This is a genomic window from [Mycobacterium] manitobense (genome assembly GCF_025821665.1).
GTDB lineage: Bacteria > Actinomycetota > Actinomycetes > Mycobacteriales > Mycobacteriaceae > Mycobacterium > Mycobacterium arseniciresistens.
On the sequence record NZ_JACKSJ010000142.1, the window covers coordinates 13,898 to 30,592 of the forward strand.

At 69.1% G+C, this 16,695-nt stretch carries 14 protein-coding genes; 10 read left to right on the forward strand and 4 right to left on the reverse strand.

Annotated features, from left to right (window positions below; genetic code table 11):
• Positions 1–35: 35 nt before the first annotated feature.
• A complete protein-coding gene (grpE, locus tag H7I41_RS16790; RefSeq protein ID WP_264013736.1) occupies positions 36–671 on the reverse strand; it encodes a nucleotide exchange factor GrpE in 636 nt (211 codons plus the stop codon).
• Positions 668–2,524, reverse strand: coding sequence for a molecular chaperone DnaK (dnaK, locus tag H7I41_RS16795; protein ID WP_264013737.1), 1,857 nt, complete (start codon positions 2,522–2,524; stop codon positions 668–670). The genes grpE and dnaK overlap by 4 nt, the downstream gene beginning before the upstream one ends.
• Positions 2,525–2,719: 195 nt before the next feature.
• Here dnaK and H7I41_RS16800 point away from each other — a divergent pair, with 195 nt between their 5' ends.
• Complete coding sequence (locus tag H7I41_RS16800; protein WP_264013739.1) at positions 2,720–3,433, forward strand: oxygen-binding di-iron domain-containing protein; 714 nt, start codon at positions 2,720–2,722, stop codon at positions 3,431–3,433.
• 13 nt (positions 3,434–3,446) lie between these two features.
• Here the strand turns inward: H7I41_RS16800 and H7I41_RS16805 are convergent, their stop codons facing one another.
• Positions 3,447–5,186: an acyl-CoA dehydrogenase family protein gene (locus H7I41_RS16805; RefSeq protein WP_264013751.1), complete on the reverse strand. Its 1,740-nt coding sequence runs from the start codon at positions 5,184–5,186 to the stop codon at positions 3,447–3,449.
• 104 nt (positions 5,187–5,290) lie between these two features.
• On the reverse strand, positions 5,291–5,917 hold the full coding sequence (locus H7I41_RS16810; RefSeq protein WP_264013740.1) for a DUF1942 domain-containing protein: 627 nt from the start codon (positions 5,915–5,917) through the stop codon (positions 5,291–5,293).
• Positions 5,918–6,065: 148 nt separating this feature from the next.
• Between H7I41_RS16810 and H7I41_RS16815 the strand changes: the two genes are divergently transcribed.
• From H7I41_RS16815 to H7I41_RS16855, 9 genes are all read left to right on the forward strand, one after another.
• On the forward strand, positions 6,066–6,902 hold the full coding sequence (locus H7I41_RS16815; protein WP_264013741.1) for an NHL repeat-containing protein: 837 nt from the start codon (positions 6,066–6,068) through the stop codon (positions 6,900–6,902).
• Positions 6,899–9,133 carry an endonuclease/exonuclease/phosphatase family protein gene (locus H7I41_RS16820; RefSeq protein ID WP_264013742.1) on the forward strand — a complete coding sequence of 745 codons (2,235 nt, stop codon included), beginning with the start codon at positions 6,899–6,901 and terminating at the stop codon, positions 9,131–9,133. The genes H7I41_RS16815 and H7I41_RS16820 overlap by 4 nt, the downstream gene beginning before the upstream one ends.
• 61 nt (positions 9,134–9,194) lie before the next feature.
• Positions 9,195–11,714 (forward strand): excinuclease ABC subunit UvrA, encoded by a 2,520-nt coding sequence (locus H7I41_RS16825; protein WP_264013743.1) that lies wholly within the window; start codon positions 9,195–9,197, stop codon positions 11,712–11,714.
• Between the two features lie 58 nt (positions 11,715–11,772).
• Positions 11,773–12,300, forward strand: coding sequence for a hypothetical protein (locus tag H7I41_RS16830; protein WP_264013744.1), 528 nt, complete (start codon positions 11,773–11,775; stop codon positions 12,298–12,300).
• An 87-nt stretch (positions 12,301–12,387) separates the two neighbouring features.
• Positions 12,388–13,812, forward strand: a complete 1,425-nt coding sequence (gene zwf, locus H7I41_RS16835; RefSeq protein WP_264013745.1) for a glucose-6-phosphate dehydrogenase — start codon at positions 12,388–12,390, stop codon at positions 13,810–13,812.
• A 4-nt stretch (positions 13,813–13,816) separates the two neighbouring features.
• Entirely contained in the window at positions 13,817–14,437 is a 621-nt protein-coding gene (locus tag H7I41_RS16840) for a TIGR03085 family metal-binding protein (protein ID WP_264013746.1), read from the forward strand.
• 11 nt (positions 14,438–14,448) lie between these two features.
• Positions 14,449–15,390: an LLM class F420-dependent oxidoreductase gene (locus tag H7I41_RS16845; RefSeq protein WP_264013747.1), complete on the forward strand. Its 942-nt coding sequence runs from the start codon at positions 14,449–14,451 to the stop codon at positions 15,388–15,390.
• A 33-nt stretch (positions 15,391–15,423) separates the two neighbouring features.
• Positions 15,424–15,864, forward strand: coding sequence for a hypothetical protein (locus H7I41_RS16850; protein ID WP_264013748.1), 441 nt, complete (start codon positions 15,424–15,426; stop codon positions 15,862–15,864).
• A gap of 13 nt (positions 15,865–15,877) precedes the next feature.
• On the forward strand, positions 15,878–16,429 hold the full coding sequence (locus H7I41_RS16855; RefSeq protein ID WP_276008978.1) for a hypothetical protein: 552 nt from the start codon (positions 15,878–15,880) through the stop codon (positions 16,427–16,429).
• Positions 16,430–16,695: the final 266 nt, after the last annotated feature.

The window sequence follows — 16,695 nt, forward strand, 5'->3', positions numbered from 1 at the left end:
GCGGTCGGGAGCCTTCGACTCCCGACCGCCGGTGCTCATTCCGCGTCCTGGGCGGGGCCGGCCTGCGCACCGGCACCGTCGGCGGGTGCCTCGGGAACCGTGTCCACCACGCCGACGAGCGCGTGGCGCACCACCTGCTCGCCGACCCGGTATCCCCGTCGCATCACGGTGCCGACGATCGGGTGGGTGCCTTCGCCCTCGTGCTGCACGGCTTCGTGCAGCGCCGGGTCGAAGGGGTCACCCTCTTCGCCGAATCCGGAGAGTCCGAGCCCTTCCAGCGCGGTCGCCAGCTTGTCGGCGACCGACTTCAGGGGGCCGGACTCCAGATCACCGTGGCTACGCGCCCGGTCGAGGTCGTCGAGCACGGGCAGCAACTGGGTGACGGCCGCGACCTTGGCCCGCTCGGCGATGAGCTGCTGATCGCGCAGCGTCCGCTTGCGGTAGTTGTCGTACTCGGCCTTCACCCGTTGCAGGGTGCCCTTGAGTTCGGCGACCTCGTCGGTGTCCGACTCGCGGCCGGGGGCGGCGGGCGCCGGCTCACTGGAGCCAGACCCCGGGACGCTGCGCTCCTGCCCGCCGGGAGCCGGAGCCTCGCGGACCTCACCGGTGTCGGGATCGATGCGCCGTTTGTCGGTGATGGTCACCGGCTCGTGCGGATCGTTCTCACTCACTTGTTCTCCCGGTCATCCTCGACGACCTCGGCATCGACGACGTCGTCATCGCTGTTGGTGGAGCCGCCGGCAGCACCGCCCGAGGCCTGCTCGGCCTGGGTGGCCTCGTAGATCGCCTGGCCAAGCGCCTGACTCTCCTCGCCCAGCTTCTCCATCGCGGCCTTGATCGCCGAGATGTCGGTGCCGGCAAGAGCCGACTTGGCGTCGGCCACGGCGGAGTCCACCTTGGTCAGCGTGTCCTCGGGGACCTTCGAGCCGCCTTCGGCCTCGCGCTGCTCCTTGACGAACTTCTCCGTCTGGTAGACCAGCGACTCGGCCTGGTTGCGGACGTCGGCCTCCTCGCGACGCTGGCGGTCCTCCTCGGCGTGCGCCTCGGCGTCCTTGATCATCCGGTCGATCTCCTCCTTGGACAGGCCAGAGCCCTCCTGGATGCGGATCGTGTTCTCCTTACCGGTGCCCTTGTCCTTCGCGGTGACGTGCACGATGCCGTTGGCGTCGATGTCGAACGTCACCTCGATCTGGGGCACGCCGCGCGGAGCCGGCGGGATACCGGTCAGCTCGAAGGAGCCGAGCAGCTTGTTGTGCGAGGCGATCTCGCGCTCACCCTGGAACACCTGGATCTGCACCGACGGCTGGTTGTCGTCGGCCGTGGTGAACGTCTCCGACCGCTTGGTCGGGATCGTGGTGTTGCGCTCGATGAGCTTGGTCATCACGCCGCCCTTGGTCTCGATGCCGAGGCTCAGCGGGGTGACATCGAGCAGCAGGACGTCCTTCACCTCACCCTTCAGCACGCCGGCCTGCAGGGCCGCGCCGACCGCGACGACCTCGTCGGGGTTGACGCCCTTGTTGGGCTCCTGCCCACCGGTCATCTCCTTGACGAGCTCGGAGACCGCGGGCATCCGGGTGGAGCCGCCCACCAGCACCACGTGATCGATGTCGGACACCGAGATGCCGGCGTCCTTGATCACCTGCTGGAACGGCTTGCGGGTGCGGTCCAGCAGATCCTGGGTGATGCGCTGGAACTCCGAGCGGGTCAGCTGCTCGTCGAGGAACAGCGGGTTCTTGTCCGCGTCGACGGTGATGTAGGGCAGGTTGATCGAGGTGCTCTGCGAGCTCGAGAGCTCGATCTTCGCCTTCTCGGCGGCCTCACGCAGCCGCTGCATCGCCATCTTGTCCTTGGTCAGGTCGATGCCGCTGGTGCCCTTGAACTTCTCGACGAGCCACTCGACGATCCGGTCGTCCCAGTCGTCGCCACCGAGGTGGTTGTCACCCGAGGTGGCGCGCACCTCGACGACGCCCTCGCCGATCTCCAGCAGGGACACGTCGAACGTGCCGCCGCCGAGGTCGAAGACCAGGATGGTCTGTTCCTTCTCGCCCTTGTCCAGGCCGTAGGCCAGGGCAGCCGCGGTGGGCTCGTTGACGATGCGCAGCACGTTCAGTCCGGCGATCTGGCCGGCTTCCTTGGTGGCCTGCCGCTGGGCGTCGTTGAAGTACGCAGGCACGGTGATGACCGCGTCGGTGATGTCCTCACCCAGGTAGCTCTCGGCGTCGCGCTTCAGCTTCTGCAGGATGCGCGCACTGATCTCCTGGGGGGTGTAGTTCTTGCCGTCGATCTCCACGGACCATTCCGTGCCGATCTCACGCTTGACCGAACGGATGGTCCGGTCGACGTTGGTGACCGCCTGGTTCTTGGCGGGCTGGCCGACGAGCACCTCGCCGTTGCGGGCGAATGCGACGACCGACGGTGTGGTGCGCGAGCCCTCCGAGTTCGCGACGACGACGGGATCGCCGCCCTCGAGCACCGCGACCACGGAGTTGGTGGTCCCGAGGTCGATTCCGACCGCACGAGCCATGGTGTTGCCTCCTGATTAGATACGTAGGGTCTGAGCGGACCGCACTCAAGACTGCAACCGCTGACCGCTTCCTGTCAACCCAGACTTGAGCCTGATTCACTCAACTTGTTCGAATGGCTCAACCGGGCGGCCCGCCGATTTGTTCCCGGCGGCGTATCCGGTCCGAAACGGTCGAGGTCGGCGGACCATCGATTCATGGACACCGTTGTGGACGAGATCGCGCCCGGCTTCTTCCGGCTCTCGACCTGGATACCTGACATCACCGAGCACGGCTTCACGATGAACCAGTTCCTGCTGACCGGCGACGAACCGTTCCTCTTCCACTGTGGACAACGCCTGCTGTTCCCGCTGGTGTCCGCGGCCGTGAGCCGGGTCATGCCCGTCGAGCAGCTGCGGTGGATCTCCTTCGGCCACGTGGAGGCCGACGAGTGCGGAGCGATGAATTACTGGCTGGCGGCCGCACCGCACGCCGAGGTGATCCACGGCCCGCTGGCGTGCATGCTGTCGCTCACCGACATGTGCGACCGCCCGCCGGTGGCCGCCACCGACGAGCCGCTCGACATCGGAGGTCACGTCCTGCGATTCCTCCCGACGCCCCATGTCCCGCACAACTGGGAGGCGGGCCTCTGGTTCGACGAGAGCACCGGCACGCTGCTGGCCGGCGATCTGTTCACCCACGCAGGCAGATGCCCCGCGCTCACGGAGTCCGACCTTGTGGGACCGGCCCTGCAGGCCGAGGAGTTCTTCCGCGCGACGGGTCTGACCGCCACGCTCGGACCGACACTGACCACGTTGGCCGATCTGCGCCCGACGACGCTGGCGACGATGCACGGGGCCTCGTTCGCCGGCGACGGCGCGGCGCAACTGCACGCACTCGCCGACGGGTACGCCCAGATGGCGCGGGCCTGACGGGCGCCGGTGGTCAGGGCCGCATCTCGTAGGCGCCGTCGTAGGACACCACCTGCGTCCACACCCGGTCGAATCGCTCGGCGTCGGCCACCGGCTTGCGCAGCGTCGACACCGCCCAGCCCTGCTGTGCGTCAGTCGAGCTCGGCTTGCCGTGCAACGCGACGGCGTAGCCGGAGAAATCGCGGATCGCCACATCGAAGATCTGGTCGAGCAGGTCGCCGTCGAGGCCGGTGATCTCGGCCTGCTCGAGGATCAGCTGGCCGTACACCACCAGCGAGAACAGGTGGCCCACGACGAGCACGAAGTCCAGGTCGCGCTGCTGGTCCGCGTCGGGCGGTGACGTCGTCAGCAGGTCTTTCAGCGCCTGCACCTGCTCGTAGAACACCGCCACGTTGGGGAGGCCGAGGTGCCGTTCGTATACGGGCGCCCAGTCGGCGAACTGGACCCTCGATGCGCCCCGGGCCGGACCCTGCGACCAGAAGAAGACGTCGTCGGCCGGGTCACGGCGGGTGCCGACCTCCGGATAGCTCGCCGGGTTGAACATGTAATTCGGCATGAACTTGAGGATCTGCGCGACGTTGACGTGCACGGTGCCCTCGAGTCTCGGCAGGGCGCCGATGAGGCGCGCGACCTCACAGAAGTAGGTGTTCCGCTCGAAACCCTTGGCGGCGAGGATGTCCCACAGCAGCGTCACCACCTTCTCGCCCTCAGAGGTCACCTTCGACTTCGTGACGGGGTTGAACAGCAGGTAGCGGCGGTCGTTGAGACTCGCGCTGCGGAAGTAGTCGACGGCGCGGTCGCTGAAGAGTTTCATCGCGATCAGGCGGGCGAACGCCTCGACGAAACCCGCTCGCACATGCGGGAAGTCGGTGACGGGGTTGCCGTACAGGATGCGGTTGTTGGCGTGGGTGATCGCCTCGTAGAACGCGTGCTCGCACATCCCGATCGAGCCGCTGCAGAGGTTGAACTTGCCGACGTTGACGGTGTTGAGGGCCGCGGAGAACGCGTCCGGTCCGGTGCACAGGATGTCCTCCTCGTGCACCGGATACTCGTTGAGCCGGAAGTTGCTCACGAACATCTGGCCGTGCACCACGTTGCCGATCAGCTCGTAGTCGTCGTGCCCGGAGTCCGCGACGAACCACACGTACCCGTCGGCGCCCTCGACGTCGGTGCGGCGTGAGAACACCGAGACCATGCCCGCCACGTTGCCGTTGCCGATGTAGTACTTCTCGCCCGACGCGCGGAACACCACGCCCTCGTCGTCGTCGGCGCCCACCGGCGTCAACAGCAGGTCGGTGTTGTAGATGTCGGCGCCGTGTTCGCGTTCGGAGAGCGCGAACGCCATCACCCCGCCGTCCTCGAGCTGCGCGGCGGCCTTCTCCTTAGCCTTGATGTTGTCGCTCTGCCAGATCGGCCCGAGCCCGAGGATGGTGACCTGCTCGGCGTACCAGTAGGCCAGCCCGTAGAAGCCGAGGATCTCGCTCAGCGCGGCGTTGCGGGAGGTGTCCCAGCGCTTGTCCGGGTCGCCGCCGCCGTACTCCGACGGGGTCAGGAACGTCGCGAACAGCCGTTCCCGCTTGACGAAGTCGAGGAAGTCCGACACCCAGGCCGCCTGCAGGTCGTCGTCGAGCAGCCTGGTCTTGCCCCGCGCCTCGAACCAGTCGATCAGGGCGCGGAGCAGCCTGCGAGTCTCGGCGTCGAAGTGTTGCGGGTCATAGGCGTTGGGATCGAGCAGCAGTCCGCTCTCCGGCATGGTGGCCCCTTCCGTCGGGCGGTCGGCGTCGAATCTACGGCCCCGCGGGCAGGCGTCGACCGGAACCGCCACGATGGCTCGTGACCGCCGGTGTTCTCAGCGGTTTAGCCGCCACCCTCTTCGCCGTCTTCCTCAGTGTCCACGGCTTCACCTTCGAGGTACGGGAGGCCGAGTTCCTCGTCGGTCTCATCGGGCACTCCTTGCGAGGCGCCTTCCGGACCGCCGCCACCCTCGCCGCCTGCCGAATCACTGCCGTCGGCGCTGGGCAACGGCTGGCCGGCCTGCACCCAGGTCAGCACATCCCCGGCCCCGTTGTTGTAGACCACGCTGTTCGGCGCCTCACCGGCGACGGCAAAGTAGATTTGGCCCTTTCTCGTATCGCCCTGCAGGAGTGGGAATGTGCTGAGATTGAAGGCTCCGGGCAGGACGGGATAGGTGGCACCGCTCGCCGAGCGGGCGGTGAAGGACGGCACCGCCGGAATGACCGTGCCCTGCAGTGCCTTGGCCATCACCGTGGCCTCGTACAGCTGACCGCCGGCCGGGGGCGCGACGGGGGCCGAGCTCGGCACGATCCTGCTCACCGTGTACGCGACCTCAGTGCCGTTCTGACTCGCGGTCGCCTCGCTTCCTGCGACCTGGATGCTGCTCTCTGCTGCCGCCGGTGACGCGGTACCGATGCCGACCATGACTGCGCCGGCAGTGACGACTCCCGCCAATTTCGTGGTGTCCACGGTGCACTCCCTTGCCGTTGTGTTTGGTAGACGGCGTTGCCCGTCGAAGAGGCATTCAAACTCCGACGGGTAGCCGACTACGGGTAGCCGACTACCCCACCGGTCAAGATCACCCCCACCGCGGCGGCCGAGGCGACAGACTGAGCCGATGACAGTCGTGTTCACGGAGTTCCTGGGCGGCCGGGTGTTCGAGGTCGACGGGGACACCCTCGATCCGGGGACGCTGACGGAGTTCGGCGGCGCCGCACTGTCCGGTCCGTCGGGGGCCGCGCGGGACGGCACAGGGACCGTCGCGGTCGCCGAGTTGACCGGGGACAGCGTCGCCGCAGCGAACTTCGGCGGCGGGTGGACCCGCTTCGGCTCGTCCGGCAGCGGAACCGGTGAGTTCCGACGACCGGTGGCGACCGCGTTCAGCGGCGGGCGGCTCGTGGTCCTCGACGGCGGCAACTCCCGGCTGGTGTTCATCGACGACATCGGCGGCGGAGGCTGGACCACCTACGGGCAACTCGGTGCGCCCACCGCCGCGGATCCGGCGGAAGGGGCGTACGCCGATCCCCGCGGCCTGGCGGTCGACACGAGTGACCGCATCTGGGTCACCGACCCCGGCGCCCGCCGGCTCACCCGCATCGGCGGCGATCTCGGCGGGTGGACGCAGATCCCGCTGCCGGGCGGCGCGAAACCCACTGTGCCGTACGGCATCTGTGCCCATCTGGACGGCGTCGCTCTCATCGACGTCGGCAACCGCAGGCTGCTGATCGTCGACGACTCCGGGACGCGGGCGGTGACACTCGACAGTGCAGCGTGGCCGGCCCCCACCTTCGTCGCGTCGGCCGGTGACAACCTGGTGGTCGCCGACCTGCGGGCCAACGAGCTGCGGCTGCTGCAACCGGCAGGCGACGACTTCGACGAGGTGGCCCGGCTCCGGGGCAGTCCACCCGATGTCGTTGTGCCGCTGTTCGACTCGATAGGAGGACTCGGATCGTGAGCGACTCCATGCGCATCCTCACCTACAACGTCCAGATGCGGTCGGCGCTGATGGAGATGGGATTCCCACCGTCGATCCCGCCGGTCTACACCGCGCCGCAGCGCGCCGCGCTCATCGCGAAGGCGATCGTGAACAGCCCGGAGGAGATCGACGTCGTCTGCCTCAACGAGGTCTTCGACGAACCGGCCCGCGACGTACTCAGCGCAAGATTGCGCGCGAAGTTCCCGTATCAGGTGGCCAAGGCCGACACGTTCCACACCCGCATCGTCAGACCCGGATTCGTCGGCGACCTGCAGGAGGCGGTGTGGGAGATCACCATGGGCCCGCTGGCGGATCTCGCCGGTCTGGCTGCGCTGAAGTTCGAGGACAGCGGCCTCTTCCTGGCGAGCCGCTACCCGTTCGCGACGGTGCCCGCGCCGCCCGATGCCGCCGATCTGCTCGACCCCGCGTTCGCCGGCAAGGTGCCCGTGGTGCGGTTCCTGATGTACGCCGCGGCATCCGACAACGACAAGTTCGCCGCCAAGGGGGTGCTCTACGCGCGGCTGAAACCGCCCGGCTCCGACGAGCGGCACGTGTTCATCAGCCACACGCAGGCCGACACCGACATGGTCGGCGAGAACACCGGCGACCGTCGCAAGCAGATGCAGGACGTGGCCGCGTTCGTCGAGCGCTGTGTCGGCGAATCGCCGCCGTTCAGCCAGGAGATCTTCTTCCTCGGCGACCTCAACGTCGTGGGGTACGCCGACCTCGACAGTGCGGCCCATCCCCCGGGACCCGACCCCGAGTGGACCACCCTGTTCGGCAAGCCCGGGGCGCCGCTGTACAAACAGCTCGTCGACCGGTGGGGCCGCGACCAGTGCCCCGGGCCGGCCAGCGGGCGCGGCGACCCAGGCTTCACCGCCGACGCGGTGTACCCGCCGTACCGGCAACGGCTGGACTACGTGTTCAGCTCCGCGACAAGCCGATTGGCCGTGCAGCACCTGCGCATCGACCGGGAGTTGGCCGATCCCCACGGGCTGGTTCCGTACCTCAGCGACCACCATCCGCTGCGTGCGGACTTCCACGAGGCCGAGCCGTTCCGGACACCGGCGACCGCGGTCGATGTGCCCAGCCAGGTCGACTACATCGGCAGCGGGACCCTGCAGGAGGGTTCCGTGCAGTGGTTCCGGGTGGACGTAGCGGGCACCTACGACATCAGGCTGGAGGTGACCGGCGCCGCGATGGGGTTCGAGATCTACCTCGGCGACGACTTCTCCACGCCGCAGCCGCCGTACCGCAACCCCAGTGACCCGGAACTCGGTGACCGGTTCGTGCTGATGGCGCCGTTCTTCATCAAGGTGTTCCTACGGAAGCGGCGCAGCGAGGGCAATTTCGGACTGCACCTGCACCGCCACGAGGGGCGGACTTGGCGCGACGCGATCGTGCTGGTGCCCGAGAAGAAGCGCACGGAGTGGTTCCCGGAGCAGCCTTTCAACATCGACACCGGCGACGCCGACTGGGACGACAGCGAGAGCAAGTGGTTCCTGGTGGAGACGCCGCGCATCGCGCTGCCCCGACCCATCCCGCTGTCGGTCGACGTCGAGTACGCGGTCGTGGACGGTGCATACCCCACTGACGTCCTGTTGACCGTGGGCCGCTGGGACGGCATCAATCCGCCCGCCGAGTGGCTCTTCGACGCCGGGCCCGACAGCGGGCCGACGGTCGGGTGGGAAGCCAAGGAGAACGAGCACTTCTTCGTCCTGGTGCAGCGCACGACGGACCCGTCCCGCAAGGTCGAGTTCACCATCGTGCTGAGCACTCCGATCAACCTCCTCCTCACACAGCCCGCGGTCGAGACCACCCTGACCTGCCAGCAGGAGACCTCGGGCTGGGGTGCCGACGACATCGCCCTGCAGGTGCGCGCCGACGGTCAGGTGCTCGCCGACATCCCCAACTCGGTCATCGGCGATTTCGAGGACGACGCGGTGCGCACCGTCGGCGACAAGTTCCCCGCGCCGATCACCCCCTATCTCGACGGGATCGAGGTGTCGGTGATCGAAGAGGACGACATCGACGACAACGACGTCGGCACGGGATTCATCCCGCCGGTGACCGAAGCGACGTCGACCCCTGGCTTCACGGTGCTCGCCGAAGGCCTCGACGGCCGCATCTCGGGTGTGTGCAGGATCAGGGTCGACGACGGGTGGTACGCCTTCGCCTGCCGGATCGCGCGCTGGCATCCGGAGGCCTGACGGCGCACGACGACTGCCGCATCGCGTCCCGCGCGAACCACGTCGTGACATGGTGGCTGACATGACGCCCGGTCCCGATCGCGAACCACTCGATCCGTACGTGCGCGTCCGGGGCTCGCGGGTGCACAACCTGCGCTCCGTCGACGTGGCCGCACCACGCGACGCCTTCGTGGCCTTCACCGGCGTATCGGGTTCCGGCAAATCCTCGCTGGCGTTCGGCACGATCTACGCCGAGGCGCAGCGCAGGTATTTCGAGTCCGTCGCTCCGTACGCCCGGCGGCTGCTGCTGCCCGCGGGCGCTCCGAAGGTCGACGACATCACCGGGCTTCCTCCTGCGGTGGCGCTTGCGCAGCGACGGGGTTCATCGTCCTCGCGTTCGACGGTCGGTACCGTGACGACGCTGTCGAACCTGTTGCGCATGTTGTTCTCGCGGGCCGGCACCTATCCGCCGGGGAGCACCGAACGACTCGACTCCGACGCCTTCTCCCCCAACACCGCCGTCGGCGCGTGCCCGGAATGCCACGGGCTCGGCCGCGTCCACCGGGTCACCGAAAGCACCCTGGTCCCCGATCCGTCGCTGAGCATCCGCGAGGGCGCGGTAGCCGCGTGGCCGGGCGCGTGGCAGGGGCAGAACCTGCGCGACATCCTCATCACGCTCGGCTACGACATCGACAGACCTTGGCGCAAACTGCCCAAGCGGCAACGGGATTGGATCCTCTTCACCGATGACCAGCCGACCGTCGAAATCGATCCGGGCGTACACCCGGTGACGGCCGACTACTACTACAACGGCACCTTCTCCAGCGCTGAACGCCACGTCCGGCACACGCTGGCCAACTCACAGAGCGCCGCCATGCGCCGCCGGGTGCTGCAGTACGTCGACAGCGCCGAGTGCCCGGTCTGCCACGGCGCCGGGCTGCGCCCCGAGTCCCTGGCCGTGACCTTCGCGGGCCGCTCCATCGCCGACTACGTCGCCATGCCGCTGGCAGAGCTCGCCGAGGCTTTGCGGCCCACCGCCGTTCGCACGGACTTCGCACCCGCCTACGAGTCGACGAAGTCCGGCGAGCTCACCGAGGTGGCCACGATGATCGCCGCCGATCTGGTGGCCCGGATCGCGATCCTGGTGGACCTCGGGCTGGGCTACCTGAGCATGGACCGCCGCACACCGACGGTGTCGCCGGGTGAACTGCAGCGTCTCAAGCTCGCCACGGAGTTGCGGTCCGGACTGTTCGGCGTGCTCTACGTTCTCGACGAACCGTCGGCGGGGCTGCACCCGGCCGACGCCGAACCGCTGCTCGAGGTGCTGGACAGGCTTCGCCGCGCCGGCAATTCGCTCTTCGTCGTCGAGCACGACATGGATGTGGTGCGCCGCGCCGATTGGATCGTCGACGTCGGACCGGGTGCGGGTGAGCACGGCGGCGAGGTGCTCTACAGCGGACCGGTGGCGGGGTTGGCCGATGTCGCGGCGTCGACCACGCGCCGCTACCTGTTCGACGACGCGGCACGCGAGGCCGGGAAGCGACGGACGCCGCAGGGCATCCTGGAACTGCGCGGCATCGACTTCCACAATCTGCACGGCCTCGACGTCGACCTGCCGCTCGGCGTGTTCACCGCGGTGACGGGCGTCTCCGGGTCGGGAAAGTCCACTCTGGTGTGCAAGGTGCTGGGCGACGTGGTCGCGCGCCACCTCGGATCCGGCGGCACGGCAATGCAATCCGCCGAGGAGGTCGACGACGCCGACCAGATGCTCGACATCGACCTCGACGCGAGCGTCGGGGTGAGCGCCGACGGTGTCGAGCTCATCGACCGGTTGATCAGCGTCGACCAGCGTCCGATCGGTCGCACGCCGCGGTCCAACCTCGCCACCTACACCGGCATGTTCGACGCCGTCCGGCGCGCGTTCGCCGAGACCGAGGAGGCCAGGCGGCGGGGGTGGTCGGCGGGCCGGTTCTCGTTCAACGTCGCCGAGGGACGCTGCCCCACCTGTCAGGGGGAGGGGTTCGTCGCCGTCGAACTGCTCTTCCTGCCCGGCACCTACGCCACGTGTCCCACCTGCCACGGCGCCCGCTACTCCGACGAGACGCTCGAGGTCACCTACCGCGACCGCACCATCGCCGACGTCCTCCAGATGACCGTCGACGAGGCAGGCGACTTCCTGGCCGACCTGCCCGGCGCGGCCCGCAGCCTCGCGACGCTGCGCGACGTCGGGCTGAGCTACCTGCGGCTCGGGCAGCCTGCCACCGAACTGTCCGGCGGCGAGGCCCAGCGCATCAAGCTGGCGTCGGAACTGCAGCGGAGTCGGCGCGGCCACACGCTCTACGTGCTCGACGAACCCACCACGGGTCTGCACCCCGCCGACGTCGAGCGGCTGGAAGAACAGCTGCACCAGCTGGTCGACGCGGGGAACACGGTCGTCGTCGCCGAACACGACATGAACGTCGTGGCGGGCGCCGACTGGGTGATCGACCTGGGACCCGGCGCCGGGGACGACGGTGGCCGCGTGGTCGCCGCGGGCACCCCGGACGCGGTGGCCGCATCGCGACGAAGCAGGACGGCGCCGTACCTGGCCACCCGACTCTGACGCCATTCCACGCGCGTCACTTCCGTCACTGCCGCCCCACACTCGGTAGCCTGGGCGGATGAGGCTCGTCCCGGCGATCGCAGCCGTCCTGGCCATCGGTGCGCTCGTCACGGGCTGTCAGAGCGCCCCCGAGGCGCCACCGCGGATCAAGCCGATCTCGCCGACGGAGCCGACGTTCCCGACGCCGCGGCCCAGCCGGACCCCGGCCGCCAAACCGCCGACATCCACGCCGCCTGCGCCGCCGCCGGCCCAGGAGCTGCCCGCCGAGAACGGCTACGTCTTCATCCAGACGAAGTCCGGCAAGACCCGCTGCCAGCTCGACACCGACGAGGTCGGCTGCGAAGCGCCGTTCACCGACGCCCCCGAGGTCGACGGCGCGCCCGCCAACGGGGTGCGCGTGAGCGCAGGCGGCGGCATCGATTGGGTGGTCGGCAACCTCGGCGACATCCCCGCCGTCACCCTCGACTACCGCAGCTACCGCGCGGTGGGCTGGACCATCGAGGCCACCCCTGACGGCACCCGGTTCACCAACGACGGCACCCGGCACGGCATGTTCGTCGCCGTCGAACGGGTCGACACTTTCTGACGTTCTTCATCACACCTGTTTTGCCGTGACGCCTGCCGGGCAACTCACCAGCGTGCACCCACACGAAGCCAGCATCGGCCCAGCCGCATGACCGCCGACGACCGGCCGCCGCCGCAGGTGTTCGTACTCTTCGGCGCGACCGGCGACCTCGCCGAGCGCAAGCTCTTCCCCGGCCTCTACAAGCTGGCCGCCGCGTCGCGCCTGCCCGATGATTACGCGGTGATCGGGTCCGGGCGCCATTCTCCCGGCAGCGACGACGAATTCCGGAACACCGTCCGCGACGGCCTGCGCGACACCGTGGACGACATCGACGACGACGTATTGTCGGACTTGGTGCAGCGCATCACCTTTCAGACATCGGACGCCGACGACGGCAGCGACCTCGCCGACGCCGTCCGGCAGGCTCGCGACAAGCTGGGCGCGGACGCCCGCATCCTGATCTACCTGTCGGTGCCGCCGACGGCGATGCGGCCGATGATCGGCATGCTCGGTCGCGAGCACCTCACCGACGACGCCCGCATCGTCGTGGAGAAGCCGTTCGGCACCGACCTGGAGTCTTCGCGCGAACTCGACGCGGCGCTCAAGGAGGTCGTCGACGAGGAGCAGGTGTACCGCATCGACCACTTCCTTGGGAAGGAAGCGGTGCAGAACATCCTGGCGCTGCGCTTCGCCAACGGCCTCATCGAGCCGGCATGGAACCGCGACCATTTGGAGTCGGTGCAGATCGACGTGCCCGAGGAACTCACCGTCGAGGGCCGCGGCAGCTTCTACGAGTCGACCGGCTGCTTTCGGGACATGATCTCCACACATCTGTGCCAAGTGCTCGGGTTCGTCGCGATGGAGCCGCCGGTGCACCTCGACGCGACGTCGCTGCGCAACGAGAAGGCCAAGGTGTTCCAGGCGATGCGGCCGCTGGACCCGGAGCGGGTGGTGTTCGGCCAGTACGAGGGATACCGCGACGAGGACGGCGTCGCCGACGACTCCGACGTCGAGACCTACGTCGCCCTCGAGGCCTACGTCGACACCGAACGCTGGCAGGGGATGCCCTTCTACCTGCGCACCGGCAAGGCGATGGGCGGCACCCGCCGCACCGTCACGCTGACCTTCCGCAGCCCACCGATGGGACGCTTCGGCGACCGGACCTACGGGTCGAACCAGCTGGTGCTCGAACTCAGCGACGACGCCGCTGTCGGCGCGCACCTGATGGCCAAGCGACCGGGCCCCGACCTTTCGCTGATGCCGGTGAGCCTGCACATCGACCTCGCCGAGGCCGATCCCGACGGCGACATCCCGCTCGAGGCCTACGAACGCCTGCTGCTGGACGTGATGCGCGGTGACCAGACGCTGTTCACCCGCGCCGACGAGGTGGACCGGCTGTGGCAGGTGTGCCAACCGGTGCTCGACGCGCGGCCGCCGGTCCGCCCCTACGTCGAGGGAAGCTGGGGACCCGACGAGGCGCTCGCCCTGCCGGGAGTCTCCGGCTGGCGGCTGCCGGATGAGTCAGGAGAATGACACCATGACCGCTGCCCAGCGCGAACGCGCCGCACTCGTCGAGACCATGCGGGCCACCGACCCCGGGGACGCCACCCTGTGCGAGGGGTGGGACACCCGCGACCTCGCCGCACACCTGGTGATCCGGGAGTACCGGCTCGACGCCGCGCCCGGCATCGCGATCCCCTTCTTCGCCGACCGGACCGACCGGATCCAGGAGCAGGTCGCGCAGTCCACCGACTGGAATCGGATGCTGGACAAGATCGCCGCGGGTCCGCCGGTCTGGTCACCGTTCAAACTGCTCGACCCGGTGGCCAACCTGGCCGAGATGTTCATCCACCACGAGGACGTCCGGCGGGCGCACCCCGGCTGGGAGCCGCGCGACCTGGACGCCGATGCCGTCAAGGGACTCACCCGCACGCTGTCGCTGTTCGCGCGTCTGACGCTGGCCAAGGCGCCCACCCGGACCGCACTGCGGACACCCGCAGGAAAGACGCTGGTGACCGCCGGAAAGGGTGCGCCGGTCACGGTGACGGGCCGGCCCGAGGAGTTGCTGCTGTTCGCTGCGGGCCGGGAGGCGCGGGTGGATCTCGACGGCGATCCGCAGGCGGTGCAGACACTGCGCGACGCGCCGAAGGGTCTGTAGGTTCGACGAACGTGGACCTCGCCGACTTCCGTGTCTTCGTCGAGCCCCAGCAGGGGGCGACCTATGCCGATCAACTCGCGGTCGCCCGCACCGCCGAACAGCTGGGCTACTCGGCCTTCTTCCGGTCCGACCACTACGTGGCGATGAGCGGCGACGGCCTGCCCGGGCCGACCGACTCGTGGGTGACGCTCGCCGGGATCGCGCGGGAGACGACCTCGATCCGGCTGGGCACGATGGTCACCTCCGCCACCTTCCGCCATCCCGGCCCGCTCGCGATCTCCGTCGCCCAGGTCGACGAGATGAGTGACGGCCGAGTCGAATTGGGCCTTGGCGCCGGCTGGTACGAGGCGGAGCATCGCGCCTATGCCATCCCGTTCCCGCCGCTGGGCGAGCGGTTTGATCGGCTCACCGAGCAGCTCGACGTGATCACCGGACTCTGGGCGACACCTTCGGGTGAGACGTTCGACTACGCGGGCGAGCACTACTCGGTCGCGGAGTCGCCCGCTCTGCCGAAACCGGTGCAGTCGCCGCGGCCGCCGATCATCATCGGTGGCGCCGGTCCGAAGCGGACGCCCGCACTCACCGCACGGTTCGCCGACGAGTTCAACATCCCGTTCGTGCCGCTGGACACGCTGAGGACCCAGTACGGCCGGGTGGCCGCGGCACTCGCCGACGCGGGCCGGCCGGAGGACTCGCTGATCTACTCGGCGGCCTTCGTGCTGTGCGCCGGCCGCGACGACGCCGAGGTGGCGCGGCGAGCGGCCGCGATCGGGCGGGAGGTCGATGAGCTGCGCGGCAATTCGCCGGTGACCGGAACCCCCGCGGAGATCGTCGACAAACTCGGCCCGTTCGTCGAGGCCGGGGTGCAGCGGGTGTACCTGCAGATGCTCGACATGTCCGACCTCGACCACCTGGCGCAGTTCGCTTCGGAGGTCATCCCACAGCTGAACTGACCGGATGGCCGGGCATGGATAGGATCGGTGCCCGTGACCGGCGACGACGATGACCGCGACGGGCGGGACCCCGCGGAGCCGCCGTGGCACGAGTCGACCTCCAAGTTGCTGGGGGCGAGTGTCGCCGGGCTGGCCGCGATCGCCCTCGTCGTCTGGGGCGTGACGGCCGTGTCCCGGGACGAACCCGACAACACGCCCGCCGAGTTCGTGGATTCGACGTTCTCGAGTGCCTCGCCCTCGGATTCGGCGACCTCGACCACCTCGACGATCACCACCACCAGGCCGATTCAGACCACCGAGATCAATCCCGTTGACCCGGCGCTGACGCCGCCGCCTCCGACTTCGGCCCCGGAGTCTTCGAACACCCGGTCCCGCGCACCCCGCACGAGGGAGAGCGAGGACGACGAACCGACGTCGACGCGCCGCCGGCCGCGCCTCAACGAGACCCGCTCCCTGTACCCCGGCGCCAACTGAGGGCCTACTATCGATGCCCGTGGCGCGTGATCCGAACAACTACAGCGACGACGATCCGACGCAGTACGGCAGCCAGGCCTACGGCGGTGAGGCCTACGGCAACGAGCCGACGCAGTACAGCGATTACGGCGGTGGTTATGGCGAACCGCCCGGCGGTGGTGCGCCCCCGCCGGAGGAGCCGCAGCCCTGGTATCGCAAGCCTGCCGCGCTGGTCGCACTCGGTGCGCTGGTCGCGCTGCTGATCGCGGTGATCATCTGGCTGGTGATCCAGTTGACGTCCGACGACTCCTCATCGGGCGAGACCACCACGACGACCACCACGACGACGTCGTCGTCGACCGACGACACGTCGGCGCCCGTGGGCCCGCCACCGACCGAGACGGTGACCGAGTCGTCGTCGGCACCGGAGACCACGACGACGGCGCCGACCACCACGACCACGACCACCCCGCCGACCACCACCACCACGACGACGACACCGCCGACCACCACCACGGTCGAGACCAGCACGAGCACCAGCACGGTGACGATCACCGTGCCGACGCTGGTCCCGCCCGGCGGCTGATCCGCGCGGGCTTCGCGACGGCGCGGAGGTAGCACCGGTCCGGAGGAAGCGGCTCCTTCGCGTCCCTACTGGCCGGGTAGGCGCCGCGTCAGCAGGTCGCCTCGGCTGACGGCACGCACTCGGCCGGCGCCTCGGCCGCGGGCTCCGGCTCCGGTGCGGGCTCAGGAGCAGGTTCCGGCGCGGGCTCCGGCTCAGGCGCGGGCTCCGGCTCGGGCTCCGGGGCGGGTGCGGGTTCCGGCTCGGGCTGAGGTTCCGGCGCGGGCTCC

Excerpts from the sequence above, each read along its gene's own strand:
- H7I41_RS16815 (WP_264013741.1), top strand. The coding sequence starts at position 6,066 with ATGACAGTCGTGTTCACGGAGTTCCTGGGCGGCCGGGTGTTCGAGGTC.
- zwf (WP_264013745.1), top strand. The coding sequence starts at position 12,388 with ATGACCGCCGACGACCGGCCGCCGCCGCAGGTGTTCGTACTCTTCGGC.
- H7I41_RS16805 (WP_264013751.1), bottom strand. The coding sequence starts at position 5,186 with ATGCCGGAGAGCGGACTGCTGCTCGATCCCAACGCCTATGACCCGCAA.
- H7I41_RS16825 (WP_264013743.1), top strand. The coding sequence starts at position 9,195 with ATGACGCCCGGTCCCGATCGCGAACCACTCGATCCGTACGTGCGCGTC.
- dnaK (WP_264013737.1), bottom strand. The coding sequence starts at position 2,524 with ATGGCTCGTGCGGTCGGAATCGACCTCGGGACCACCAACTCCGTGGTC.
- H7I41_RS16800 (WP_264013739.1), top strand. The coding sequence starts at position 2,720 with ATGGACACCGTTGTGGACGAGATCGCGCCCGGCTTCTTCCGGCTCTCG.
- H7I41_RS16830 (WP_264013744.1), top strand. The coding sequence starts at position 11,773 with ATGAGGCTCGTCCCGGCGATCGCAGCCGTCCTGGCCATCGGTGCGCTC.
- H7I41_RS16855 (WP_276008978.1), top strand. The coding sequence starts at position 15,878 with ATGCCCGTGGCGCGTGATCCGAACAACTACAGCGACGACGATCCGACG.
- H7I41_RS16840 (WP_264013746.1), top strand. The coding sequence starts at position 13,817 with ATGACCGCTGCCCAGCGCGAACGCGCCGCACTCGTCGAGACCATGCGG.